The following is a 25,261-nucleotide window of genomic DNA, read 5'->3' as shown; positions in this document are numbered from 1 at the left end:
GAGATTGTTCATGTATTTAAGTGATTGGTAGTCAGGTAAATATACGATTTTTTAATCAAATGAACAATCTTTTTTCCTATATTTCTAAATGCACAACGGGTAATTGATATATGAAAAGAGATCTCTACATTGATTTTGCCAAAGGTTTCGCCACCCTTGCCATTATTTTTATTCATACCGTATTTTGGTCTGGCCAATTTTATGTTCCCACAGAAGTTCGGGTTTTGTCCTTATTAATAGATGTTCCTTTGTTTTATGCTTTAAGTGGAATCACTTCTGGCGGAAATATTGAAAAAACATTCTATAGATTGTTGAAGTTACAGATTACCTTTATGATTTTCGTAACTTTTCTGTTCTTCCTTGATTATATTTTTAAAGTATTCGGCTTGCATTTTTTTGGATTAGATTGGATGAGAGCATTCTATTCAACCTTTGGCTCTAAATATGTTCCGCAAAACATCTCCGATGTCCCGCAATGGCAAAATCTCGGTAATTGGTATCTTCATCAATATACAAATGCGGATACTTTTCCCGTGGTGATGGGAAGCTTCTGGTACCTTAAAGTCTATTTTATTTTGACGGTCTTTGGTGTTTTAATACTTAGATTTTTTCCGAAGCACCTCAATTGGTTTATTGGATTATGCCTCGGTTTAACTTTATTCTTCAATGTTTTTCCGCAATTTTACCCAACAGGGCAGGTGGGTTATGTCGCGTTGTATTTGGGGGTTTTCTTAATTGGGCACCAATTAAAGGGAAAGAAAATTCCTACAAAATGGGCTGCTTCTCTTTATGCAATCTTACTTTTCATCCTCGTTTTCCTCTTCTGGAATGACGGGAAAGAATTATTTTTAAAAATGAATAAAGCCAAATTCCCGCCGAAACTTCTGTATGTTTTCTGGTCCAGTTTTTCATCATTAACCCTATTTGTATTATACAACAGGTTGAAAATCAGCAAAAACAACTTCATCACCTATATTGGAAAAAATGCAATTTTCTATTATTTTGCGCAGGGAATGAGCTCTTCTTTGGTTTATTTTGTTGTCGTTTTAATAAAAGACAGTATACCTTGGGGGATTACGCTTATTTTGATTTTCGGTATTAATATTTTGCTGGCGGTCATTATTGCGGAAGGATTGATGAAAGTGGACTCATTAGGTTGGCGACTTCTTCAATTTTTACGAAAAAAAACTGCCTCAGTGTAAAACTGAAGCAGTATTTCATTTTTTTAACGTTCAAGAATTAGCCTTTTTTGCCACCTCTTGCAATGATCGCAATAAGAATAATCACAAACAATCCGCCAATGACCCAATAGAGTGGATTGGTGAACCACTCTTCTGTTGTGGTAGTTTTGGTGGTGGTTACATCCACATCTAAATCTGGTGTTTTAGTGGCTTCTTGTGCAAAAGTTAGGGCGCTGAAGAAAAAAGTCAGCATCAAAATTCCAAATTTTTCCAGACCGTTTTTTAAAGATAAAGTGTTCATAATCGTTTATTTTTTTAATGTTATCTATTGATTATCCAATATTTATGCCATTTTTAACCATTATCTTCAAACGAACTGAATTCATCATAAGTTTTCAATAAATAAAAATGCTGTAAAGACTCCTATTTAATTTATTAAATTTACCCGTAAAATTAAGAAGATGTTTAAATTAAGACTTTTAACCGATCCTCGTTGGGCTAATATTGCAGAAGGAAATCTAGAAGAAATCCTGACCGATCACGCTTGGTGCGAGCAAAAAGCAACTACAAACGCGATTACTATCATAACGATGTGCCCAGAATATCCTGAAATCGTTACCGAACTTTTGAAAATCGCACAAGAAGAACTGGAACATTTCCAAATGGTTCATGAAATTATTAAAAAACGAGGCTACGAATTCGGTAGAGAAAGAAAAGATGATTACGTTGGACAACTCTTCAAATTCATTGTTCAAGGAACTCGAAAAGAATATATTATTGACAGAATGCTTTTTGCAGCCATGATTGAAGCTAGAAGTTGCGAACGCTTTCGAGTGTTGACGGAAAATATTAAAGATGAAGAACTGAAAACCTTTTATAAAGACCTGATGATCTCTGAAGCCGGACATTATACTACTTTCATTGGTTTTGCCCGACAATTGGGCGACGTTGAAAAAGTAAATGCACGCTGGGAAGAATGGTTGGATTACGAAGCTGAAATCATCAAATCCTATGGAAAAAAAGAAACCATACACGGTTAATATTTTTTTAATAGTACTCTAAAATTTTCCTATTTTTACCAAGTCTTAAATGGATAAATTTCCGAACGACAAACCATGCAAAAAACTCGATTTGAACAGATTCTAAATATTTTGGCAAAATCATTTTTCCAAGGACTGCTCATAATCGGACCTTTTGCCCTTACGATTTGGATCATTTGGTATATCGTTTCGAGTATTGATAATATCATCCCCGCTTTATCGGAACAGTTTTATCCGGGCATCACTTTTTTGATTGTTATTTGCTCCACCACTTTAATCGGTTATTTGGGTAGCAAGTTTATCATCGGCCGTATTGTGGTAGATACCTTCGACTATATCTTAGAACATACCCCTGGAATTAAATTCATTTATACTTCACTAAAAGATGTGATGACTTCTTTCGTGGGTGATAAAAAGAAATTTAACCAGCCCGTTCTTATCAAAACCTCAAACGAACCCGACGTTTGGCGGATTGGATTCTTAACTCAAAGTGATCTTTCCTCCGTGGGATTCCCCAATTACGTATCGGTTTACTTGCCACATTCCTACGCCGTTTCTGGCTGGGTTGTATTTGTCTTGGCGACGAACATTGTTATTTTAAATAATGTAACAGCAGCGCAAGCCATGAAATTTGCTGTAAGTGGTGGTGTCGCAGGCTTCCATTCCGACGACAATGTTTTCAAAGCACCAGAGTGAAAATTAATAATTAAATATGAATACTCATCATTTCACAAACCTCCTTTTTAATTATTAATCTTTAATTTTTCATTATCATGAAATTACCATACGTTGAGCCATTTAGAATAAAAATGGTCGAAGAGATTCGCCAATCCACTAGAAAAGAAAGAGAAGAATGGCTTAATAATGCCCGTTATAATTTATTTAATTTAAAGTCTTCTCAGGTTTTCATCGACTTGTTAACGGACTCCGGAACTGGAGCCATGAGCGACCAACAATGGGGCGCCATGATGACGGGCGACGAAAGTTACGCCGGCTCCAAAAGTTTCGAAAAACTACACGAAACCGTTCAGCAAATTACTGGTTTTAAATATTTACTCCCAACGCATCAAGGAAGAGCTGCTGAAAATGTATTGTTTTCCGTTCTCGTAAAAGATGGTGATGTGATTCCTGGAAATACCCACTTCGATACCACCAAAGGGCATATCGAAATTAGAAAAGCACATGCAATCGATTGTACAATTGACGAAGCATTTGATATCGAAGACCCTTATCTTTTTAAAGGCAATATTGATTTAGAGAAATTAGAAAACGTTTATAAAAGTTATCCAAAAGAACAAATCCCCTTTTGTTTAATAACGATTACCTGTAACTCTTCCGGCGGGCAACCCGTTTCATTGGAAAACGTAAAAGCGGTAAAAGAACTTTCTGACCGCTATGGTATCCCAATTTATTTCGATTCTGCAAGATTTGCAGAAAACGCGTATTTCATTAAAATGAGAGAAAAAGGCCAGGAAAACAGAACCATTAAGGCAATTGCAAAGGAAGTATTTTCCTATGGGGTGGGAATGACCATGAGTTCAAAAAAAGATGGTTTGGTAAATATCGGTGGGTTCATCGCTTTAAATGATGCAGAGGTGTATAAAAAAGCGTCTAATTTCACAATTATTTTTGAAGGATTCATTACCTATGGCGGAATGGCGGGAAGAGATATGGCTGCTTTAGCTATTGGACTAAACGAAGCTACAGAATTTGAATATTTAGAAAGCCGTATTTCTCAGGTGGAATATTTGGGAAATAAACTTATCGCATTCGGAATCCCCGTGCAAAAACCTATCGGTGGTCACGCGGTTTTCATCGATTCTTTGACTTTTTTACCGCATATTGCGAGAAAAGAATTTCCGGCACAAACATTAGCAAATGAAATTTATAAAGAAGCTGGAATTAGAACCGTAGAAATAGGAACTTTGTTAGCAGACCGCGATCCAGAAACACGTGAAAACCGATATCCAAAATTAGAATTGGTTCGTCTGGCAATTCCACGCCGAACATATACCAACAACCATATGGATTATATCGCAGTCGCCATTAAAAATGTATTTGATAGACGAGAAGATATTAAAAAAGGATATAATATTACTTGGGAATCTGAAATTCTGCGCCATTTTACGGTGGAGTTAGAGCAGGCTTAATCGCTTAAATACCATCTTTATTAAAAGTAAAACTTCGGCTTTCGTCGAGGTTTTATTTTTAAAATTTTTTCCCTGAATTAATTAGATCAGCTCGTACCTTTTTATGAAAATTTACTGCTCAATATTCACCGCATCAAAACCGACCAATTCTTCGTTTTCAAAAATTACATGCAATTCTATCGGATTACAACAAACTTCACAATCTTCAATATACGTTTGATTGGAAATGGAAGGATCCAAAAGTGCAGAAATTTCTTCCCAACAGTATGGGCATGTATAAAAATGTTCTAACATGAGGCGTAATAATTAAAAAGGCTATTATTTTGATGCGGTTTCACCATCACCTACAAATTCCAAACTAACAGAATTCATGCAATATCGTGTTCCCGTTGGGGGTGGGCCATCATTAAAAACATGCCCTAAATGCGAATCGCATCTTTTACAAACCACTTCAATTCTTTCCATGCCGTAGGTAGAATCTCTCTTGTAGGCCGTTCCTTCTTTATCTGCTTCAAAGAAACTTGGCCAGCCACATGATGAAGCAAATTTAGCATCGGAGCGAAACAAATGATTGCCACAAACCACGCAGTAGTATTCCCCTTTTTCATCGTAAACATTGTATTTGCCAGTTCCTGGTCTTTCGGTTCCCGCTTCACGAGCCACCGCATACACATCGGCAGAAAGAATTTCTTTCCATTCAGAATTCGGGACATTCAACTTGGTGCGGTCTGTTCGCGAATAATATGGATTGTTTTTTGTTGTAGAATTTTCCATTGAGGTTGATTTTTGAATTGATTTTGTTTTATCGGGTTGAATAACTTGTGAGCACATCTGCAAAGACATGCAAAAGAAGATTAAGAGAATTTTTTTATACATTTTAAAATAATTAGCGGCAAAAATCACGCATTGAAAACAATTGCGAATCAAATTTAGTACATTTGAAACAATGAATGATACGGAGAAAAAAGCACAATTAAGGAAGTACAAAATGTTTGCCACGGGACTTTTCGTTTTGATGGCTGTTATTTTTGTGGTGATGACTATCTTAGAAAAGAAAAACCCAGCCCATTGGATTGGATACCTCCGTGCGTTCTCTGAAGCGGCCATGGTTGGTGCTTTGGCCGATTGGTTTGCGGTTACAGCCCTTTTTAATTATCCTTTGGGTTTAAAAATCCCTCATACCAACTTAATCGAGAATAGTAAAGAACGAATTGGTGATAATCTGGGAAATTTCGTGGTAGAAAATTTTCTATCGCCTCAAAATATTCGACCTTATATTCAGAAAATAAAAGTTTCACATTTTGTCGGTGAATGGCTGTCGAAAGAACGAAACCAAGAAAACTTACTGAATGAACTTTCGTACATTGTCCTGGATATTTTACATAAATTAGATGATACTGCCGTGGTAAGTTTTATCGGAAAAAAGGCAAAAGAAATGTCTGATGATTTACAAATCAACCAAATCATCGGAAACGGACTGGAGTACATTTTAGATAAAGAAGACCACCAAAGATTTATTACTAATTTATCTAAACAGATTAAAGATTATGTCTTAAATAATCAAGACATGGTTAAACAAAGGGTAAAAAGCGAAAGTTTTTTTCTTGTTCCAAAGTTTGTAGACGACAGTATTGCAGATAAAATAACCAAAGGATTATCCAAATATTTTGAAGAAGTTGAACGCGATCTCAATCATTCTTTGCGCACGGAAATCACTCAGAAACTCTATTCTTTTTCTAAAGAAATCCAAACCGATGAGAAATGGGTAGATGAATTCAGAGACATTAAAAATGATTTTCTGAAAGAAGAAAAAATCGTTCAGTATTCCACTGATATTTGGGCTTCCATTAAAAAATCAGTGTCGAAAGAATTGGAAGAAGAACATTCTGCTCTGAAAAATTATCTTCAGAAAAATCTTTCAGAGCTTTCTCAAAATTTACAGACGGACGAGGTTTTTCAAAATAAAATCGATCATTGGATTCGCGTGACCGCTTACAAATACATTCTAAAAAACACGCATCAATTTGGAGGTTTAATCAGTGCAACGGTAGGAAACTGGGAAGGAAAAGAGTTGAGCGAAAAGCTGGAACTGGAGGTGGGTAAAGACTTACAGTTTATCCGCGTGAATGGAACTTTGGTCGGCGGATTGGTCGGTTTGATTATTTATACGGTGAGTAATTTCTTTATTTGATGCAGAGCGCTGTTTGAACTTGAAGCTCTAATAACTCTTACGTTTTATCCAAAATTTTCTGGTTAATCTCCGCAATTAATTTCGGGCCCTCGTAAATAAATCCCGTATACAATTGCACCAAACTTGCACCAGCTTCAAGTTTTTCTAAAGCATCTTCCGCAGAATGAATACCACCAACACCGATAATTGGGAATGCTTTTCCGCTTTTTTCGGAAAGAAATCTAATGACTTCAGTTGAACGTTTCGCTAACGGTTTCCCCGAAAGTCCACCGGTTTCTGCTTTGTTTTCAGCCTGTAGATTTTCACGCGAAAGGGTCGTATTGGTTGCGATTACGCCCGTAATTTTGGTTTCATTTACAATATCAATAATATCCAAAAGTTGGGAATCTGTTAAATCTGGAGCTATTTTTAAAAGAATCGGCTTGGGGTTTTCCTTGGTCAGATTTAATTCTTGAAGTGTTCCGAGCAGCTTTGTTAAAGGCTCTTTATCCTGAAGTTCACGTAAGTTAGGCGTATTTGGCGAACTCACATTTACAACGAAATAATCTACATGATCGAATAATTTTTCGAAACAGATGATATAATCGTTTACGGCTTCTTCGTTTGGCGTTACCTTATTTTTACCAATATTACCACCGATGAGTACGTTTGTATTTTTTCTTAATCTTTCGACAGCTGCCTCAACTCCACCATTGTTAAAGCCCATGCGGTTAATAATAGCAGAATCTTCTTTTAAACGGAAGAGTCTTTTTTTAGGATTTCCCTCTTGCGGTTTTGGTGTTAAAGTTCCTATTTCTACAAAGCCAAATCCTAAATCTGAAAGTTCATTGTACATTTTGGCATCCTTATCAAAACCTGCAGCAAGACCCACGGGGTTTTTAAATTTCAGGCCAAAAACTTCTCGTTCCAATCGTTGGTCTTCAATGGGTTTTGGGAGAAAAATTTTGGTAAGGAATGGAAATTTCTTTAATAATGAAAAAGTGAAATAATGAACCTCTTCCGGGTCGAAGTTAAAAAGTATCGGGCGTATGAAGGATTTGTACATAGGTAAATGGGTTGATACAAAAATACACAAATTCGGATTGTTGGCGGAAATCTTTCTCTAATTTCTTTTATTATAAAGCTTTTTCCCTTGTTTTATTTGAAATTTATTTACATTCGTATTGATTTAAAATTCTAATAAAAATTCTAGTGTTTAACATTGACTGATGTGGAATAACAAACTCAACCTTTTTTCCTTTTACACAAGCTTAGTTGCAGTGGGAATTATGATCATTGAAGCGGGTTTCTTCAAAGAATTTCTGTATCGCAGTCAAGTTATTTATTTCTATGATTTCAGTTTTATTCTCACGCTCATCAATATTGTTTATTATAATTTTTATAAAAAAACTTCGGCTTTAAAAAAGATTTGGCCGTTGGAGATTATTGTTACAGCCTTAGTGATAATCTATTATCTGGCTCGTTTTGAATTTAATTTCTTTGAAACCCGTACTTTTCAATTTTTCAATGTCCGGCTGTTGTACGTGTTAATTATATTGTGTTTCATTCGGGATTTTTCCAGTTTGCGGATTAATTTTAAGCGAACATTTATGAATCCTGCGCAGCTTTTTATACTCAGTTTTTTATCAATTATATTATTGGGAGCCGCCTTTCTCATGATGCCAAATGCTACGGTTAATGGCATAAAACCATTAGACGCCCTTTTTACTGCGACAAGTGCGGTATGTGTAACAGGGCTCATTGTTCTGGATACCGCAAAAGATTTTACGCTGTTTGGTAAAATCATCATCATCACCCTAATTCAAATCGGCGGTTTAGGAATAATGACCTTTGCCAGCTATTTCAGTTACTTTTTTCGCGGCGGAGCGTCCTATGAAAACCAGTTGAGTTTGGGCGAAATGACGAGTTCCGATAAGCTGGGCGAAGTATTTAACACCTTGAAAAGAATTATAATTATTACCGTAACCATAGAAGCTTTAGGTGCCGTATTTATTTATTCAACCTTAGATTTATCTTTACTTGATGGTTCTATTAACAAAGGTATTTTCTTTTCCATCTTTCACTCGGTTTCTGCTTTTTGTAATGCAGGATTTTCCACCCTTAGCGGAAATTTATATGAACCTGGTTATCAATTTAATTATGGCTTGCACTTTACAGTGGCTTCTCTGTTTATTTTTGGTGGTTTAGGATTTCCCATTGTATACAATGTGTATAAATACATAAAACACCTCATAAGAATATTCTTTTTTTCCTTTTTTACCAAAGAAAAAACGCACTATACACCGTGGGTGATTAATTTGAATTCCCGGATTATTTTAGTCACCACCTTCTCTTTATTGCTGTTCGGAACTTTTTCAATTTATTATTTCGAACATGATGGTGCACTAAAGAATCATTCCACCTTGGGTGCGTGGGTAGAAGCTTTTTTTATCTCGGCAAATAATAGAACTGCGGGATTTAATACGGTAGATATCGCTGCCATATCAGCGCCTACAATTATGATTTGCATGTTTTTAATGTGGATTGGTGCATCACCCGCCTCCACGGGAGGTGGTATTAAAACCAGCACTTTTGCCATCGCAGTTTTAAATATTATCAGTTTAACCAAAGGGAAGAAAAGAACAGAAATTTTTCGCCGTGAAATTGGCGAACATTCTATTAGAAGAGCTTTTGCCATTATTGCGTTGTCTTTAATTATCGTGGGATTTGGTATTTTTCTATTGGTGATCGTAGAACCAGGAAAAGATCTTATGAGTTTGGCTTTCGAAGCATTTTCTGCTTATTCTACGGTGGGATTAAGTTTAAACATAACACCAACCCTTTCACCGGAGGGCAAAAGTATTATTATTGCTATTATGTTTATTGGTCGGGTCAGTATGTTTTCGCTATTAATCGCGGTGATGAAACGAGAAAAATATTATAATTACCGATATCCTAAAGAAGAAATCTTAATTAATTAAATCCATAAAAATGAAATACATCGTCATCGGTCTGGGAAATTTCGGCTTGTCACTCGCAGAAAAACTAACCAAATTAGGAAATGAAGTGATCGGCATCGATAACAACATGGCAAAAGTGGAGGCCGTAAAGGAAAAAATCTCTCACGCGATTTGCATGGATGCAACAGATGAATACACCATGAATGGACTTCCATTCAAAGATACTGACGTGGTGATCATTGCGATTGGCGAAGATACGGGAGCCAACATTATGGCCACTGCAATGGTGAAGAAATTACATCCGCACCGTCTCATCAGTCGTGCGATTACGAATATACACGAAACCATTTTAGAAGCAATGGATGTACAAACCATCATTCATCCAGAAGAAGAAACTGCGGAAAGATGGGCGAAAAAACTCTCATTGAAAGGCGTTGTAGAATCCTTTGAACTGAGTATTAATTACAGTATTGTAGAAATTGCAATTCCAGATCAATTGGTCGGAAAAACTATTGAAGAAGTAGGCTTTAGAAACAATTATAACCTGGTTTGTGTTTCTATTATTAAAAAAATAGCCGACAAAAATCTCTTTGGAAAAGTAAAAAGAATCAATCAGATTCAGGGAGTGGTTACCACCGATACCGTTTTACAAAGTGCAGATATTTTGGTGCTTTACGGTGAAAATAGTGACATTAAAAAATTTATTAAAGAAAACTAAACATCGTAATTTATGACGGTTAGAAAACAATGTCAAGCACCACTTTTCTAAAACAAAACTAAAGTGTTAATTATTATTAAATTATGTTAATTTTTTCTTAAAATTGGCATGGTTTTTAGTAGTGATTTTGATTAAATAATGTAATCAAAATGAAAAACGTCTTAACCTTTAGCTTATTACTGTCCACTTGTTTAATACTTGCTCAGTTCATTCATCCAAAAATTTCTTTGAAAAAAGATTGGAAGGAAAACAATACCTTCAAAGGTTCAATTGCCGGGAAAAACATCACTTTACACCTCGAATACTCACGACATTCGGGCTGGCATGACAAAGTTTTTCTGGTCAAGGGTTGGTATTTATATGACCAATACCAAAAAAAAATTCCTCTTATTGGCTATTATAACGGGGATTTGATGCTGTATAACTTTGGCGAAAATCAAAAAAATGCCGAACAAACTTTATTTAATATTGATCAATTTTGTTGGACGGAACCATGTCCTACGCTGTCTAACTATGCCGAATATTTAGAAATAAAACAAAATGAAGGGCAAGTGCAAAAAGGAATTCTCAAAATCGAAAATAAAATATTCAATGTGAAATTAAACACCGATTTATTGGATGTAACGAAGAGAAATGAATGGCTGCAACTTCCAAACGGCACCGTTATAAATTTGTATGATACCTTAGACGGCTACGGTGGAAACACGCTGGTTTCAACATACGAAGATCAAAAAGAAAACAGAATAATGCTTTATTTTGAGCGGGATTCAAACTTCAATAAACAAGGAATGTGTGGTGCTTCTGAACCCGAAACTGGTTATCGTTTACTTAGTTTTGATAAAAATTGGAAAATGAAAAAATTTCAAGTTTATTCCACCAATAGTTGTCTTGCGGATGTGGAGTTGCAAAAAGAAATGAAAACGAAATACAATCACATCAAAGCGTATTATCTTTATTTCGAAAATTCCCTCAATTTATTGACGGTGAATCTGAAAGACTCGACTTTTGGGATAAAAAAATTGAAAAAAAACTACGATCCGTATAACTCATTTTGGTCAAAACGATTGTTTGGGAAATAGACTTAAAAAAAAAACGCCAACCAAAACAATCTTTCTTTGAGAACCGAACCGTAACTAGCCCTGATCGAAACGGCATCCTTTTTTATTTTTTGGTGCGGGAAAAGCAGTGGCAGAAATAAAAAAGATACAGTGAAGAGCAGGTTCTCGGCTCCCAAAAAATAGAATAAAATTCCCTATTTTTGCACAAATTCTATAAACGATGGCAAAACAAGAAGATGTTTTCAAAAAATTGATCTCGCACGCGAAAGAGTATGGTTTTATTTTTCCTTCCAGTGAAATTTATGACGGACTTTCGGCGATTTACGATTACGGACAAAATGGGGCAGAACTGAAAAATAACATCAAACAATATTGGTGGAAAGCAATGGTTCAGTTGAATGATAATATTGTAGGCATAGACTCTGCGATCTTTATGCATCCTACAATTTGGAAAGCTTCCGGTCATGTTGATGCTTTTAATGATCCTTTGATCGATAATAAAGATTCAAAAAAACGATTTCGTGCTGATGTTTTGTTGGAAGACTACTGCGCGAAATTAGAAGATAAGGCGCAAAAAGAAATCGAAAAAGCTGCTAAAAGATTTGGAGAAGCTTTCGATAAAAATGAATTTGAAACCACCAATCCACGGGTTTTAGAATATAGAGAAAAACAAAAAACCATTCTTTCGAGAATGGCACAATCACTTGATAAAGAAGATCTTGCCGATGTAAAAGCCTTGATTGAAGAATTGGAAATTGCAGATCCAGATTCTGGTTCGAAAAACTGGACGGATGTTCGTCAATTCAACTTGATGTTCGGAACAAAATTAGGTGCTTCTGCAGATTCTGCTACCGATTTGTATTTGCGACCAGAAACCGCGCAAGGAATTTTTGTGAATTTTCTAAACGTTCAGAAAACATCCCGTCATAAATTGCCGTTCGGAATTGCCCAAATCGGGAAAGCCTTTAGAAATGAGATTGTTGCGAGGCAATTTATTTTCAGAATGAGAGAATTTGAACAAATGGAAATGCAATATTTTGTACCTCCTGGAACGGAACTCGATTTCTACGAACAGTGGAAAGAAAAGCGTTTGAACTGGCATTTGGCTTTAGGTTTAGGTGCTGATAATTATAAATTCCACGATCACGAAAAGTTGGCGCACTATGCAAATGCCGCGGCTGATATTGAATTTAAATTCCCTTTTGGGTTTAAAGAACTGGAAGGAATTCACTCCAGAACCGATTTCGATTTAAGCGCGCACGAAAAACATTCTGGTCGTAAATTACAGTATTTCGATTCAGAAAGAAATGAAAATTATGTTCCGTTTGTGGTGGAAACTTCGGTTGGTTTAGACCGTTTGTTTTTGGCAATTTTCTCTAACTGTTTAAAAGATGAAGTTTTAGAAGATGGTTCCGAAAGAACGGTTCTTTCGCTTCCACCTGCTTTAGCTCCAGTAAAAGCAGCGATTTTACCTTTAATGAAAAAAGATGGTTTAGGAGAATATGGCGAAAAAATCTTCAATGATTTGAAATATGATTTCAATATGATCTATGAAGATAAAGACAGTATCGGTAAAAGATACAGAAGACAAGATGCGATCGGAACACCTTTCTGCATAACGATCGACCACGATTCTTTAACCGATGACACGGTGACTTTACGAGACCGAGACACCATGAAACAGGAAAGAGTTGCTGTTGCTGATTTAAGAAGAATTATTGACGAGAAAACGAATTTCAGAAACTTACTTTCTAAGATTTAAGATTTCAAAAAATAGTATTAATGAAAAGTTCCGGAGAAATCTGGAATTTTTTTATTTTAAAGGTTACCTTTATAAATCATAAATTTGTAGTTAAATTTTGGTCATGATTAAAAAAGTTCTAAAAGGTATTCTTATCTTTTTCGCCGCACTAATTGCACTTGCCTACACCTTTGGATATGATTACTTATTTAAAGGAATCCGGGAAACCTATTTGCGAGGTAAGAACAGCGCGACAATTGATGATGCCAAATATTTTCCTTCTCATATTATTGCCAAAGGAAAATCTATACCGTGGGTTCAGGATTCTCTTTACAACAAAAAATCTTTGCCTGAAAACCTCGTGGAAGATTTAAATCAGTCGAATACCGCCTCATTTATCGTCATTAAAAACGGAAAATTGCTGCACGAGCAATACTGGGAGGGCTATAATCAATCCACAAAAACCAATTCTTTTTCAATGGCAAAAGCAGTGAACGTCATGTTGATTGGTAAAGCGATTGAAGACAAAAAAATAAAAGGATTAAATCAAAAATTTGCAGATTTTTATCAAAATTACAATAACGTGCCATTCGGCAACCATCTTACCATCGGTGATTTAGCCAAAATGGAAGCAGGCTTAAACTGGAAAGAAGATTACAATAATCCTTTTCTGCCGACCGCAAAAGCCTACTACGGAAAATCTTTGGAAGAGGCGGTTTTTCTGCGTGGGCTCAAAGAACAACCGGGGACGAAATTTGAATATCAATCGGGAGCCTCACAGTTGTTAGGTTTCGCCTTAAGGAAATCAATCAATAAAACCGTTGCCGAATATCTTTCTGAAAAATTCTGGCAACCCTTGGGAATGGAGCAAAATGCAGACTGGATGACGGACGATTTCGGCATGGAAAAGACATTTTGCTGCATCAATTCCAATAGCAGAGATTTCGCCAAATTGGGGCAATTGCTTTTAAACGATGGCATATTTAACAATCACCAAGTCCTGAGCTCAAATTATATTAAACAAATGCGGACACCTACAAAATTATCAAATGGGGCGTACGGAATGGGGCTTTGGATTAATGAGGATGCACCAATTAAACATTATTATTTTTGGGGAGTGAATGGGCAGTATATCATCATCGTGCCTGAAAAACAACTGGTAATTGTTCGTACAGGAATGTACAGGGACCAACCCAAAGACGCAAAAGGCCGGCCGCAGCAGGTTGAGTTTTTGGTGAATGAAGTGGTGAGAAATTTTAATTAAAATTTTGGTTTTTCAAAAGTCTATGATTTACCATCTAATAATCTACTACCTCCAAAAGAATTTTCCGTAAATTTGAAGGATTCTAAATAAGCATTATGTTCGACATCCAAAATATTCGCAGCCAGTTTCCTATTCTTTCGCAAAAAGTGAATGGTAAACCTTTGATTTATCTTGATAATGGTGCTACTTCGCAAAAACCGATTTCGGTCATAGAAAGCTGGAAGAAATATTATCAGGAAATAAATGCAAATGTGCACCGCGGAATCCATACTTTAAGCCAGTTAGCAACGGAAGAAATGGAGATTTCTCGTAGAAAAATTCAAAAATTCATTAATGCTAAAAATGATTTTGAAGTCATTTTTACAAAAGGAACTACCGAAGGAATTAACCTCATCGCTTATTCTTTGACTAATTTAATTAAGGAAAATGACGAGATTATCATCTCGTATTTGGAGCATCATTCGAATATCGTTCCTTGGCAAATGCTGTGTGAAAGAACGGGTGCCAAATTGAAAGTCATTCCGATGGACGAAAACGGAATTCTTCAACTCGATTTTTTGGATGAAAATTTAAGTGAGAAAACCAAAATTGTATCTGTTAATCAGGTTTCAAATGCCTTAGGAATTATTAATCCTGTGGAAGAGATTATTGCCAAAACAAGAGCAAACTCTAATGCAATGATTGTTATCGATGGCGCGCAGTCGGTTCCCCATTTTAAAATCGATGTTCAAAACATGGATTGTGATTTTTTCGTTTTCTCGGGACATAAAATGTACGCTCCGATGGGAACGGGGATTCTGTACGGCAAAGAAGATATTCTTAGGAAGATTCAGCCTTTCCACGGTGGTGGCGAAATGATTGCAACCTGTTCTTTCGAAAAAACAACCTACGCTGATTTACCTTTTAAATTTGAAGCCGGAACTCCCAATGTCGGTGGGAATATCGCACTTGGAGCCGCAATTGATTTCATGGAAAAAATCGGACAGGAGCAGATTCAGAACCATGAAAATGCGTTGCTGGATTACGCACAGAAAAAACTTTTAGAAATTGAAGGTTTGAAAATTTATGGCGAAAAAGCGAATCGAACCGGTGTTGTTTCCTTTAATCTCGAAGGAATCGGAATCGCTTCTGATGTCGGAATGATCCTAGACAAACTCGGAATTGCGGTGAGAACCGGCCATCACTGTACACAACCGATTATGGAATATTTTAAAATTGCAGGAACAGTTCGTGCCAGTTTTGCAGTTTACAATACTTTTGACGAAATTGATATTTTAACTGAAGGTGTAATAAAAGCAAAAAAAATGTTGGGTTAAAAATAAATCTTAAGAATCTTTAGGCATCTCTTAACCTTTGTTCAGAAAAGCATCCCAACCTTGCGCATTCAAAGCTACAAGCTCACTGCTACCTCTTGCAACCAAATAATTACCTTGATCCAAATCCACAGCGTGACCGATAACCGTAAAGTCTGGATGACTTTTAATTTTTTCAAAATCTGTGGGTGCAATTGTAAATAGCAGTTCATAATCTTCACCACCGCTCAAGGCACACATTACAGGATTTAAATTTAATTCTTCTGCGGTTGAAATTGTTAAAGAATCCATAGGAATTTTTTCTTCGTAGATTCTAAAACCTACTTTACTTTGATCAGATAAATGCAAAGTCTCAGAAGATAAGCCGTCAGAAACATCAATCATGGAAGTCGGCCGAATATCCAGTTCTTGCAACATTTTTTTAATGTCAGTACGTGCTTCAGGCTTCAATTGTCGTTCGAGAATATAATCGTAGCCTTCCATTTCCGGTTGCATATTTGGATTGGCCAGAAACACCGAATGTTCCCGCTCCAAAATCTGTAAACCTGTATAAGCACCACCCAAATCACCAGTTACCACGAGTAAATCATTGGGTTTCGCGCCATTTCTCTTGACCAAATTTTCAGAATGTTCCAACCCGATGGCTGTAATGGTCATGACCAAACCAGAAGTAGAACTGGTTGTGTCGCCACCAACCAAATCAACTTTATAATGTTTACACGCTAACGCAATTCCAGCATAAATTTCTTCTAAGGCCTCCACCGGAAATCGGCTCGAAATAGCTAAGGAAACCAAAATTTGAGTTGGCGTTGCATTCATCGCAGCAACATCGCTTAGATTTACGACCACCGCTTTATAACCCAAATGTTTCAAGGGAACATACCCTAAATTAAAATGAACGCCTTCTGCCAAAACATCAGTCGTTACAACCACTTTTTGGCCTTCAGGATTAATTACCGCGCAGTCATCACCAATAGAAACTTCTGTCGAAGTATTCTCAAAACTAAATTTTTCGGTAAGATGCTTAATCAATCCAAATTCTCCATATTTGGAAATCGGAGTTAAGTCTGGATTTTTATCTTCTAACATTGTAATTTTTTATATGATGAGGTTCTTTACTTTACTTCTCGATTTGTTGGTCTTTGTCTTTCTTCCAAATAAAGGTATTCCTTTTGTGAAACGGAATTACATTTTCCGGTTTGAACGGCAAATCTTTTAAATCCTGTCTTGTTAAAACCTTTACGTTTTCACTTTTGAATTCATTCATCACCTCCAAAACCTCTTCCGGCGGTGTAGTTGATTTTCTCAGCATGGTATCAATCCAAACGCCTGTTGCTTCAGCCGTTGCACAATGAGTACCATCTGGCATATAAAACTTATGAACGAACTGATAAATACTTGCATCTTCCGACATTCCGGCAATTTCCAACGACACATAAACCGTTTGATCCGCATAGATTTCTTTAAAGAATGAATAACGCTCATGAAGAATAACAGGTCCAATTCCCCACCGCGTCAACTCTTTTAAGCCCATTTTATGGGTGTTCATAAATGCCATTCTGGTTTGCGCACAGTACATCACATAAGACGAATTTGCCAGGTGGCGGTTCGCATCGATATCACTCCAACGCACTTCAAATTTATAATGATAATCAGACATAAATTTTATTTTATATTTTTTAGGCGCCTTTTTCCGCCTTCCGTTCCCGCTTTTTTGTTCCTCGGTTCCTCGTCACAAAAAGAGCTCCACTCAAGTCGGGGCGCAGATTTCGCTTCAATTGAAGCCTTCTTTTCAATTCACAAAAATAAGCATTAATCATGGGTTAGAAAAATAGTATTTTTGCAACATATTCGTTAAAGCCGATAACACGTTTCATAATCTCAAATTCAATCGGTTTTATTTATATTATTATGACAAAAAAGAAAATCATCATTATCGGTGGCGGTGCAGCAGGATTCTTCTGTGCAGCAAATCTAGACGAAACCCAATTTGAGGTCATCATTCTCGAACAGAATTCAGAGGTCTTACAAAAAGTGAAAATTTCCGGTGGCGGAAGATGCAATGTATCGCATGCCTGTTTTGATCCAAAAGAATTGGTACAGTTTTACCCCAGAGGAAACAAAGAACTTTTAAGCGTATTTCATAAATTTCAGCCAGGCGATACGATGGAATGGTTTGAACAACGAAATGCTTCGTTGAAAATTGAGAACGATAACCGAATGTTCCCAGAAAGCAATTCTTCCCAAACCATCATTAATACTTTATTAGAAGAAGTAGCGAATAAAAATCTTCAGATTCATACCAAATCCGTGGTTTTAGAAATTGAACCGAAAGAAAATCAATATTTAATAACAACCACTACCAATTCGTATCTTGCTGATTTTGTAGTCTATACCACCGGCAGCTCGCCAAAGTCACTAAAAATGATTCAAAGTCTTGGACATAAAATCGTGGAACCCGTTCCGTCGCTATTTACATTCAACATTAAAAATGAAACAGTAAAAGATTTAATGGGCACCAGCTTTCCTAATGCTGAAGTTGCTATTCCCCACTTAAAAATGGACGAGTCAGGACCGATGCTCATTACGCATTGGGGTCTTTCCGGCCCGGCAATCTTAAAGCTTTCAGCCTGGAAAGCGAGAGAATTGGCGGACTTAAAGTACCAATTTGAAATCATCGTTAATTTTTTAGGAATCGATTTGGAATCCGCAGAGGAAACATTTAAAAACTTCCGACAAGATCATCCTAAAAAAACCATCGGAAGCTCAAAAATATTTGAAATTACCACCCGTTTTTGGCATCGTATGTTGTGGTTGGCTAAAGTAGATTTAGATAAAAATGTTTCAAATATTTCTGGATTGGAACTACAGCAAATCCTTCAAAACCTGTGCGCAAATAAAATGAAAGTCACTGGCAAATCAACCTACAAGGATGAATTCGTGACTGCCGGCGGAGTTGATTTAAAGGAAATTGATTTTAAAACGATGAAATCCAAACTGCTTCCCAACTTTTTTATTGCAGGAGAAGTTTTGAATATTGACGCCGTTACGGGTGGATTCAATTTTCAGGCGTGCTGGAGTGAGGCTTGGCTAATTTCACAAGCTTTAAATGAAAACCTGTTTTAAATTGTGATAAAATCAGTGTGGTAAACATTAATTTTATTAAATTTGAACAAATGAAAAATAGAATGAAAAATATATTTGCCTTAGTCTTATTCCTTTTGATGTTGACTTCCTGCCAGACTCGCGTTGTAAGTTCGCAGAAACCAATTCAAAATAACTCTTTGGAATTGTATCATAAATATACCATTCAAACGAATGACGCAAAAGTATACAAACTTGAAGTTTTAAAATTGGACAACGAAAACATCTACGGAAAATTAAAATCTGGTGAAGATGTCATTATTAATAAAACGGAAGTTCGCGAAGCAAAAAAATTAGATTTGCTATCGTCGATTGCCATTGCTGCTGCGGCGATTGCTGCCGTTATTTTTGTCCCGATTTAAAAGAAAATTTTATCCCAAAAAAAGGAGTGACTTTCAATGGTTCACTCCTTTTTTTATTTTATGCTTTCAATCCTTTAATCTCATCCCGCAATTTCGCGGCTTTGATGAAGTCTAAATTCTTGGCGGCGGCCTCCATGGCTTTTTGTTTTTCGGCCACTAATTTTTCGATGTCTTTGCTGCCATATTTGGCTTTCTGTTCCGCCACTTCTTGTAAGATTTGTTTTTGGGTGTATTTTTCATCTGGAAAATCTTTGCTTCTTCCGACCATTACTTCAGATATTTTTTTATTCAAAGCCGTCGGAACCTGTCCATGCTTTTCATTGTATTCGATCTGTTTTTGTCTTCTGTAAAGCGTTTCATCGATGGTTGCCTGCATTGATTTCGTCATTTTATCTGCGTATAAAATCGCTTTTCCATTTGGATTTCTTGCAGCTCTTCCGACGGTTTGTGTCATTGATCTACGGGAGCGAAGCATTCCTTCTTTATCAGCATCTAAAATGGCGACCAAAGAAACTTCCGGTAAATCCAATCCTTCTCTCAATAAGTTGACGCCGACCAAAACATCAAATAAACCCACGCGTAAATCCTGCATGATTTGAATACGATCCAAAGTTTCCACATCAGAGTGAATATATCGCGTTCTGATTCCGAACTTGGTAAAATATTTGGTCAACTCTTCGGCCATTTTTTTGGTCAAAGTCGTCACTAAAGTTCGTTCATCAACTTCTGCCCGTTTTTGAATTTCTTCCATTAAATCATCAATTTGATTTAGAGAAGGTCGGATTTCAATCACAGGATCCAGCAATCCTGTTGGGCGAATCAGTTGCTCGATGTATTCACCACCCGATTTTTCCAGCTCGTAATCTGCCGGAGTTGCCGATACATAAATAACCTGATTCTGAATCCCTTCAAATTCGTCAAACTTCAACGGACGGTTATCCATAGCGGCTGGAAGACGGAAGCCATGTTCCACCAAAACCTCTTTTCGGCTGCGGTCACCACCGTACATGGCGTGAACCTGTGGAATGGTAACGTGACTTTCATCAATCACCATTAAATAATCCCTCGGAAAATAATCCAATAAACAGAATGGTCGCGATCCGGGTAATCTTCCGTCGAAATAGCGTGAGTAGTTTTCGATTCCGCTACAATAACCGAGTTCTTTCATCATTTCTAAATCGAGTTCGGTACGTTCCTGTAAACGTTTTGCTTCGTAAGGTTTTTCAATATCATTAAAGAAATCGACCTGCTTCACCATGTCATCCTGGATTTCGCGAATGGCACTTACTTGCGTTTCCTTCGAAGTAACAAAAAGGTTAGCGGGATAAATTTTTATATCATCAAAATGATCCATTACATTTCCAGACAAAGGATCAAAACTTTGAATGGTTTCAATCTCATCGCCGAAAAACTGAATCCGTATCGCATTATCTGCATACGCTGGAAATACATCAACCACATCGCCTTTCACCCGAAAAGTTCCGCGTGTAAACTCATTTAAAGTTCTCGCATATAAAGCATTAACCAATGAATGGAGTAAATTGGTTCTTGTTATTTTCTGATTCTTCTCGATCGAAATTAGTGATTTTTCGAATTCTGCTGGATTACCAACCCCATAAATACAAGAAACGGATGCAATAATAAGAACATCTCTTCTGCCCGACAGTAAACTTGCCGTGGCAGAAAGTCGTAGTTTTTCTACTTCTTCATTGATGGATAAATCTTTTTCAATGTAGGTATTGGTTGACGCAATAAAAGCTTCCGGCTGATAATAATCGTAGTATGAAACAAAATATTCCACCGCATTATTAGGAAAAAACTCCTTGAACTCCATGAACAATTGAGCGGCTAATGTTTTGTTATGCGCTAACACCAAGGTAGGTTTTTGCACATTGTTCACCACATTGGCGATGGTAAAGGTTTTCCCAGAACCGGTAACACCGAGTAGGGTTTGGTATTTCTCACCGATCTCGAGCCCTTCGGTCAATTTTTTTATGGCAGTTGGCTGATCGCCGGTTGGTTTATATTCTGATTGAAGTTCGAATTTCATTTTGCAAAAATACGGAAATTAATAGAGTGAAGTTTACCTGTTTCCGTTAATGCTCAGTAACCAATTAATGAAATTTTTATTGATATTCGATCTTATGATTCAGTTCAATAGGATTATTATTATCTCGAATTTCTTTCTGCTTTTTTTCATTCCATTCTTTGAAATTGGGAGTGAATTCATTTCCGTTTTCATCCTGCCATTTGGTGATCATCACTGTACTTCCAAAGTTTTTACCATTGATTTCTCTGGTTGGATCAGAATAATAATCACGTGCTAATTTTTCATATTGTTTCCAGGAAATTGCGAGTTCTTTTTCTTTTTCGTATAATTTTCCGTCTGAGTTTTTGATTTGAACTAAACTAAAAACATAATCATTTTTACTATCGCAAATTTCTGTAATTAATCCTGGTAATCCTTGAAACACATATGGTCCTTCTTGTAACGCAATTTCATTGGTGAACCAAGCAACCCAATTTCGTCCGCCATAATTGGTAACCGCTTTTTGAGATTTCATTCCTAAATTTTCCTTTGTTTCTTTCTCAATGGTCCAAACCAATTCTTCATCAATTTTTATAGTGAAGAGTTTTTGAAAATTGGTAATAAATTTTTTTGTTTCCCTTGTGTTCAGGTTTTTAGAGACGCTTTTGAAATCTTTAAAAGAAGTAGTCATGAAACTAAATCTTTTCGTTGCGTGAAAAGTGGAATCCGCTTCTTTATCTTTTAATGTTCTAAACATCGATTTCCCTTCAGCAATATCCAACACATATTTCGCTTTGGAAGTACTGTCTTTCGAAGGATTAGGTTTATATTTTAATTCGTACACAAAACTTTTATTTTGGGCGAAAACGAAACCAAATGCAAATAGAAAAAAAAGACTTAAATATTGCTTCAACATTCTTTTAAATTTCGTCAAATATAAAATTTTAAATAATATCTATTTTTTGATTATAGGTCCTTCGAACTGCATTGTTAACGGCAATTTAAAAATAGTTTTTACAGGATTGCTATCTTCTGTAGCTGGTTTCCAAATTTTTCCTTCATTGGCGGCGGTTATAGCCCGTACTGCTTCTTGATTAAAAATTTTGTTTTCACCTTCTGCGAAGATATTTGAAATTTTTCCTTTTTCATCAATACTTAAATAAACGGTTGTTTTTATTAAGCCTTCGTCTCCTTTAAAAATGGAAGTGTCAAAAGAGTTTGAAACTAAACTTCTTAGCATTTGCGCCTCCCGGAAATTCTGCAGGAACTTGTTCAAATTCACTTGGTGGGGGCGGTGGCGGAGGTGAAACTGGTGCCGATACATTTTGTTTTTTCTTGATGGTATCTTTCTTCACTTCAATATCATCTCTTGTTTTCGTCGAAAATGTTATAATTTTTTTCTCAAATTTTGTAGCGTTCTTTTTCTTAAATGACATTACATCTTGCTTTTGAGGAAGAGTTGCCTCTACGATAGCAGATGTTTCAGTCTGTGCGTTCACTTTTTTAGTAAAAAGTACAAACAGAATCGCGAGTACCGGGAGAAGAGTCAATTTCTTCAACCCAGTAAATCTGGAGTTTTTAGAATTCATCATAATAAATCTTTTTTTGGTGTTGTTAAAATCGAATTGGTGCGTAAGATTAAAATTTTGCGAAATCTTAATTTCATTTAGAATCAAATGCTGGTAGTTACCGACATCAAAATTGTTTTGTAAAACATATTCATCAGCCAGAAATTCATGATTGGTGATCATGGCCTTTTTGAAAAAGAATAAGGCAGGATTAAACCATGAAAATATTTTTAGGAATTCAATGAACAGAATGTCCGCGCTATGTTTTTCTTCGATGTGGCATTTCTCGTGAAGGAATATGCGTTCATCAATTTGATCATTAACTAAATATTTTCTGCTGAAATAAATGGTATTCAGAAAACTGAATGGAGCATAATCTTTATCGATAATCAGAATGTTTTGGTTTCTATAATTTCTTTTTTCGCCTTTCAAAAATTTGATTTTAAAAATGGAGTAGATGAATTTGACTAAAAAATAAATAGAAACAGCAGCATAAACAACTAATAAAATTTTTATCCAATCAATACTTATAGCTTGCGCTGTATTTATTTGTCGAAAATTTTGAAGTGGTTCTCCAATGATTAAATTTGTTTTGCCTGTTGGCTTAAAGGGAATATTAAAAGGAATGAAAGGAATCGCATAAGCAAAAACTAAAGCCGACAAAAGAAAAATTCGGTTGAATTTAAAAATCCGCTCTCGTTCTAAAAACAAATAGTAGAACCCAATAAGTAAACAGGATGAAAGAACGATTTTTAAAATGATTGTTTCCATGTTTTTATTCTTTTATTTGATGATCAATAATATCTCGTAGGTCTTTCAACTGGCTTTGTGAAAGCTTTTTGTTGGAAGCGAAAAAAGAAGCAAACTGAGATACAGAACTGTTGAAAAAACGGTCAATCATCGAATTCATCTCCTGATTGAAGTAGGTTTCTTTATCAACTTTTGGGAAATACTCTCTGGAATTGCCAAAGGTTTTATAGCCAACTAAATTCTTGGTCTGCATTCTTTTTAGAAGTGTCGCAACTGTTGTAGAGGCGGGTTTTGGCTCTTGATATACTTCTAAAATATCTTTCATAAAAGCAGTTTTCTGTTCCCACAAAATTTCCATTATTTCCTTTTCTGCTTCCGTTAATTTTTGTTTCATTTCTACAAGTTAAGATTTGATTCTACAAATGTAGAATAACTTTTTTAAATAAACATTATATTTTTGTATATTTATTGAAATTGATAACAAGGAATGTTTTTTGTTGTCAATAGCTACTTATCAAATTCAATTACCAATGAAATATTCAATTAATTCAATCTCAGCAGTTGTTGCTTTTTCCCTATTGGCTTCGTGCTCCGGAAATTCTCAAACAACATCTTCAACAAATAATTCAGTCCCTGTAAACGGAACTGTACCAAATCCAGAAACATCGGATAAAAATTCCCCGACCTTTAAACCTGCTTTTGAAGGACAAACAAGAGTGGAAGGCGTTAAGACAAAAACGGTATATAACGTTGAAGTCATAAAGTCAGAGTTGGGAAAACCGTGGGGAATTATCAATTTACCAGACGGACGATTTTTAATTACCGAAAAATCAGGCTTCATGAATATTCTTTCTGCAGACGGAAAGACAATGTCTAAAGTTGTTGGATTCCCAACAGTAGATTCAAAAGCACAAGGTGGATTGTTAGATGTAGCGCTCGATCCCGACTTTAAAAACAACAGAATGATTTATTGGACTTTCTCTGAGCCTGTCTCTGGCGGAAATCATACCGCCGTTGGGAAAGGCAAACTTTCTGGTGATGAAAAGACCATTGAAAATCCCCAAGTTATTTTTAGAGCCACTCCAACTTATGATGGTAAACTCCATTACGGAAGTCGATTGGTTTTTGACAAAGATGGAAATTTATTTGTCAGCACTGGTGAGCGTTCTGACCTTGAAACCAGACCTTTAGCATTAAATACAATGGCTTATTTGGGAAAAGTTTTAAAAATGACCAAAGAAGGGAAACCTGCATCGGGAAATCCTTTCTTCGGAAATTCAAAATACAAACCTGAAATCTATTCTTATGGTCACCGAAATCCACAAGGTTTAGCCATGGATGAGAAAGGACAATTATGGGAAGCGGAGATGGGACCGAAAGGTGGTGACGAAGTTAATTTAATACAACCCGGAAAAAATTACGGCTGGGGCGATGTTACTTATGGAATTGAATATAGCGGTAAAAAAATTAATGCTGGAACTACCCAAAAAGAGGGCACCACGCAACCGGTGTATTATTGGGATCCCTCGATTTCAATGAGTGGAATTACCTTCTACACTGGAAACATAGCAGAATGGAAAAATAATATGATGCTCGGCTGTTTGAGTGGTGAGAAAATTATCAGACTGGTCATTAAAAACAATAAAGTAGTTGGTGAAGAATGGCTGCTGGAAGATCGAAAAGAGCGTTTTCGTGATGTTCATAATGGTCACGACGGAAATCTTTATGCGATTACCGATAGCGGGAAACTTTATAAAATTTCAAAAAAATAAAATGAAAATGAAAATGCTTAACTTTGCAGCTGTTAAATATA

General features: G+C 36.1%; 25 protein-coding genes. 14 read left to right on the top strand and 11 right to left on the bottom strand.

The annotated features are described in order from the left end of the window. The first annotated feature begins 110 nt into the window (after nucleotides 1-110). The gene (locus QWY78_RS14835; RefSeq protein ID WP_290221359.1) at nucleotides 111-1,202 is read left to right on the top strand and encodes an acyltransferase family protein; all 1,092 of its coding nucleotides are present in this window, start codon (nucleotides 111-113) and stop codon (nucleotides 1,200-1,202) included. A gap of 37 nt (nucleotides 1,203-1,239) precedes the next feature. On the opposite strand, the gene QWY78_RS14830 is transcribed toward QWY78_RS14835, so the two are convergent. Beyond that, complete coding sequence (locus tag QWY78_RS14830) at nucleotides 1,240-1,482, bottom strand: hypothetical protein (protein ID WP_290221357.1); 243 nt, start codon at nucleotides 1,480-1,482, stop codon at nucleotides 1,240-1,242. A gap of 160 nt (nucleotides 1,483-1,642) precedes the next feature. Here QWY78_RS14830 and QWY78_RS14825 point away from each other — a divergent pair, with 160 nt between their 5' ends. From QWY78_RS14825 to tnaA, 3 genes are all read left to right on the top strand, one after another. Continuing rightward, nucleotides 1,643-2,221 (top strand): MiaE family protein, encoded by a 579-nt coding sequence (locus QWY78_RS14825; protein ID WP_290221353.1) that lies wholly within the window; start codon nucleotides 1,643-1,645, stop codon nucleotides 2,219-2,221. A gap of 75 nt (nucleotides 2,222-2,296) precedes the next feature. After that, complete coding sequence (locus tag QWY78_RS14820; protein WP_290221350.1) at nucleotides 2,297-2,917, top strand: DUF502 domain-containing protein; 621 nt, start codon at nucleotides 2,297-2,299, stop codon at nucleotides 2,915-2,917. A 77-nt stretch (nucleotides 2,918-2,994) separates the two neighbouring features. After that, nucleotides 2,995-4,371: a tryptophanase TnaA gene (gene tnaA / locus QWY78_RS14815; protein WP_290221345.1), complete on the top strand. Its 1,377-nt coding sequence runs from the start codon at nucleotides 2,995-2,997 to the stop codon at nucleotides 4,369-4,371. 111 nt (nucleotides 4,372-4,482) lie between these two features. Here the strand turns inward: tnaA and QWY78_RS14810 are convergent, their stop codons facing one another. Then, nucleotides 4,483-4,665 carry a CPXCG motif-containing cysteine-rich protein gene (locus QWY78_RS14810; RefSeq protein WP_290221340.1) on the bottom strand — a complete coding sequence of 61 codons (183 nt, stop codon included), beginning with the start codon at nucleotides 4,663-4,665 and terminating at the stop codon, nucleotides 4,483-4,485. Between the two features lie 24 nt (nucleotides 4,666-4,689). Continuing rightward, entirely contained in the window at nucleotides 4,690-5,145 is a 456-nt protein-coding gene (gene msrB, locus QWY78_RS14805; RefSeq protein WP_290221338.1) for a peptide-methionine (R)-S-oxide reductase MsrB, read from the bottom strand. A 172-nt stretch (nucleotides 5,146-5,317) separates the two neighbouring features. On the opposite strand from msrB, the gene QWY78_RS14800 reads away from it, so the two are divergent. Further along, nucleotides 5,318-6,562, top strand: a complete 1,245-nt coding sequence (locus tag QWY78_RS14800) for a DUF445 domain-containing protein (RefSeq protein ID WP_290221335.1) — start codon at nucleotides 5,318-5,320, stop codon at nucleotides 6,560-6,562. Between the two features lie 37 nt (nucleotides 6,563-6,599). Here QWY78_RS14800 and QWY78_RS14795 read toward each other — a convergent pair whose 3' ends face one another. Continuing rightward, nucleotides 6,600-7,607, bottom strand: a complete 1,008-nt coding sequence (locus QWY78_RS14795; RefSeq protein WP_290221331.1) for a quinone-dependent dihydroorotate dehydrogenase — start codon at nucleotides 7,605-7,607, stop codon at nucleotides 6,600-6,602. 163 nt (nucleotides 7,608-7,770) lie between these two features. On the opposite strand from QWY78_RS14795, the gene QWY78_RS14790 reads away from it, so the two are divergent. From QWY78_RS14790 to QWY78_RS14765, 6 genes are all read left to right on the top strand, one after another. Further along, complete coding sequence (locus tag QWY78_RS14790; protein WP_290221328.1) at nucleotides 7,771-9,522, top strand: TrkH family potassium uptake protein; 1,752 nt, start codon at nucleotides 7,771-7,773, stop codon at nucleotides 9,520-9,522. 10 nt (nucleotides 9,523-9,532) lie between these two features. Continuing rightward, nucleotides 9,533-10,219 carry a potassium channel family protein gene (locus tag QWY78_RS14785; protein WP_290221324.1) on the top strand — a complete coding sequence of 229 codons (687 nt, stop codon included), beginning with the start codon at nucleotides 9,533-9,535 and terminating at the stop codon, nucleotides 10,217-10,219. Between the two features lie 149 nt (nucleotides 10,220-10,368). After that, the gene (locus tag QWY78_RS14780) at nucleotides 10,369-11,298 is read left to right on the top strand and encodes a hypothetical protein (protein ID WP_290221321.1); all 930 of its coding nucleotides are present in this window, start codon (nucleotides 10,369-10,371) and stop codon (nucleotides 11,296-11,298) included. Nucleotides 11,299-11,497: 199 nt separating this feature from the next. Next, nucleotides 11,498-13,039: a glycine--tRNA ligase gene (locus QWY78_RS14775; protein ID WP_290221319.1), complete on the top strand. Its 1,542-nt coding sequence runs from the start codon at nucleotides 11,498-11,500 to the stop codon at nucleotides 13,037-13,039. A 103-nt stretch (nucleotides 13,040-13,142) separates the two neighbouring features. Beyond that, nucleotides 13,143-14,282, top strand: coding sequence for a serine hydrolase domain-containing protein (locus QWY78_RS14770; RefSeq protein WP_290221316.1), 1,140 nt, complete (start codon nucleotides 13,143-13,145; stop codon nucleotides 14,280-14,282). Between the two features lie 95 nt (nucleotides 14,283-14,377). Continuing rightward, nucleotides 14,378-15,598 (top strand): aminotransferase class V-fold PLP-dependent enzyme, encoded by a 1,221-nt coding sequence (locus tag QWY78_RS14765; protein ID WP_290221313.1) that lies wholly within the window; start codon nucleotides 14,378-14,380, stop codon nucleotides 15,596-15,598. Nucleotides 15,599-15,628: 30 nt separating this feature from the next. Here QWY78_RS14765 and thiL read toward each other — a convergent pair whose 3' ends face one another. Both thiL and QWY78_RS14755 read right to left on the bottom strand, forming a co-directional pair. Next, nucleotides 15,629-16,684, bottom strand: a complete 1,056-nt coding sequence (thiL, locus tag QWY78_RS14760; protein ID WP_290221310.1) for a thiamine-phosphate kinase — start codon at nucleotides 16,682-16,684, stop codon at nucleotides 15,629-15,631. Between the two features lie 31 nt (nucleotides 16,685-16,715). Beyond that, complete coding sequence (locus tag QWY78_RS14755; RefSeq protein WP_353960539.1) at nucleotides 16,716-17,255, bottom strand: acyl-CoA thioesterase; 540 nt, start codon at nucleotides 17,253-17,255, stop codon at nucleotides 16,716-16,718. Nucleotides 17,256-17,506: 251 nt separating this feature from the next. On the opposite strand from QWY78_RS14755, the gene QWY78_RS14750 reads away from it, so the two are divergent. Both QWY78_RS14750 and QWY78_RS14745 read left to right on the top strand, forming a co-directional pair. Continuing rightward, complete coding sequence (locus QWY78_RS14750; RefSeq protein WP_290221309.1) at nucleotides 17,507-18,721, top strand: BaiN/RdsA family NAD(P)/FAD-dependent oxidoreductase; 1,215 nt, start codon at nucleotides 17,507-17,509, stop codon at nucleotides 18,719-18,721. A gap of 62 nt (nucleotides 18,722-18,783) precedes the next feature. Beyond that, on the top strand, nucleotides 18,784-19,101 hold the full coding sequence (locus QWY78_RS14745; RefSeq protein WP_290221306.1) for a bacteriophage spanin2 family protein: 318 nt from the start codon (nucleotides 18,784-18,786) through the stop codon (nucleotides 19,099-19,101). A gap of 58 nt (nucleotides 19,102-19,159) precedes the next feature. Here the strand turns inward: QWY78_RS14745 and uvrB are convergent, their stop codons facing one another. The 5 genes from uvrB to QWY78_RS14720 form a co-directional block, all read right to left on the bottom strand. After that, complete coding sequence (uvrB, locus tag QWY78_RS14740; RefSeq protein WP_290221305.1) at nucleotides 19,160-21,151, bottom strand: excinuclease ABC subunit UvrB; 1,992 nt, start codon at nucleotides 21,149-21,151, stop codon at nucleotides 19,160-19,162. A gap of 76 nt (nucleotides 21,152-21,227) precedes the next feature. After that, a complete protein-coding gene (locus QWY78_RS14735; RefSeq protein WP_290221301.1) occupies nucleotides 21,228-22,064 on the bottom strand; it encodes a GLPGLI family protein in 837 nt (278 codons plus the stop codon). Between the two features lie 21 nt (nucleotides 22,065-22,085). After that, the gene (locus tag QWY78_RS14730) at nucleotides 22,086-22,370 is read right to left on the bottom strand and encodes an energy transducer TonB (RefSeq protein ID WP_290221298.1); all 285 of its coding nucleotides are present in this window, start codon (nucleotides 22,368-22,370) and stop codon (nucleotides 22,086-22,088) included. Next, on the bottom strand, nucleotides 22,339-23,469 hold the full coding sequence (locus QWY78_RS14725) for a M56 family metallopeptidase (RefSeq protein ID WP_290221295.1): 1,131 nt from the start codon (nucleotides 23,467-23,469) through the stop codon (nucleotides 22,339-22,341). The genes QWY78_RS14730 and QWY78_RS14725 overlap by 32 nt, the downstream gene beginning before the upstream one ends. Nucleotides 23,470-23,473: 4 nt before the next feature. Beyond that, nucleotides 23,474-23,842, bottom strand: coding sequence for a BlaI/MecI/CopY family transcriptional regulator (locus QWY78_RS14720; RefSeq protein ID WP_290221291.1), 369 nt, complete (start codon nucleotides 23,840-23,842; stop codon nucleotides 23,474-23,476). 136 nt (nucleotides 23,843-23,978) lie between these two features. Between QWY78_RS14720 and QWY78_RS14715 the strand changes: the two genes are divergently transcribed. Next, a complete protein-coding gene (locus tag QWY78_RS14715; RefSeq protein ID WP_290221288.1) occupies nucleotides 23,979-25,220 on the top strand; it encodes a PQQ-dependent sugar dehydrogenase in 1,242 nt (413 codons plus the stop codon). The last annotated feature ends 41 nt before the right edge of the window (nucleotides 25,221-25,261 follow it).

The sequence above is a fragment of the Kaistella yonginensis genome (assembly GCF_030409525.1).
Classification (GTDB): domain Bacteria; phylum Bacteroidota; class Bacteroidia; order Flavobacteriales; family Weeksellaceae; genus Kaistella; species Kaistella yonginensis.
Note: the sequence above shows the minus strand (reverse complement) of the source record. Positions and strands in the feature narration are given on the sequence as shown.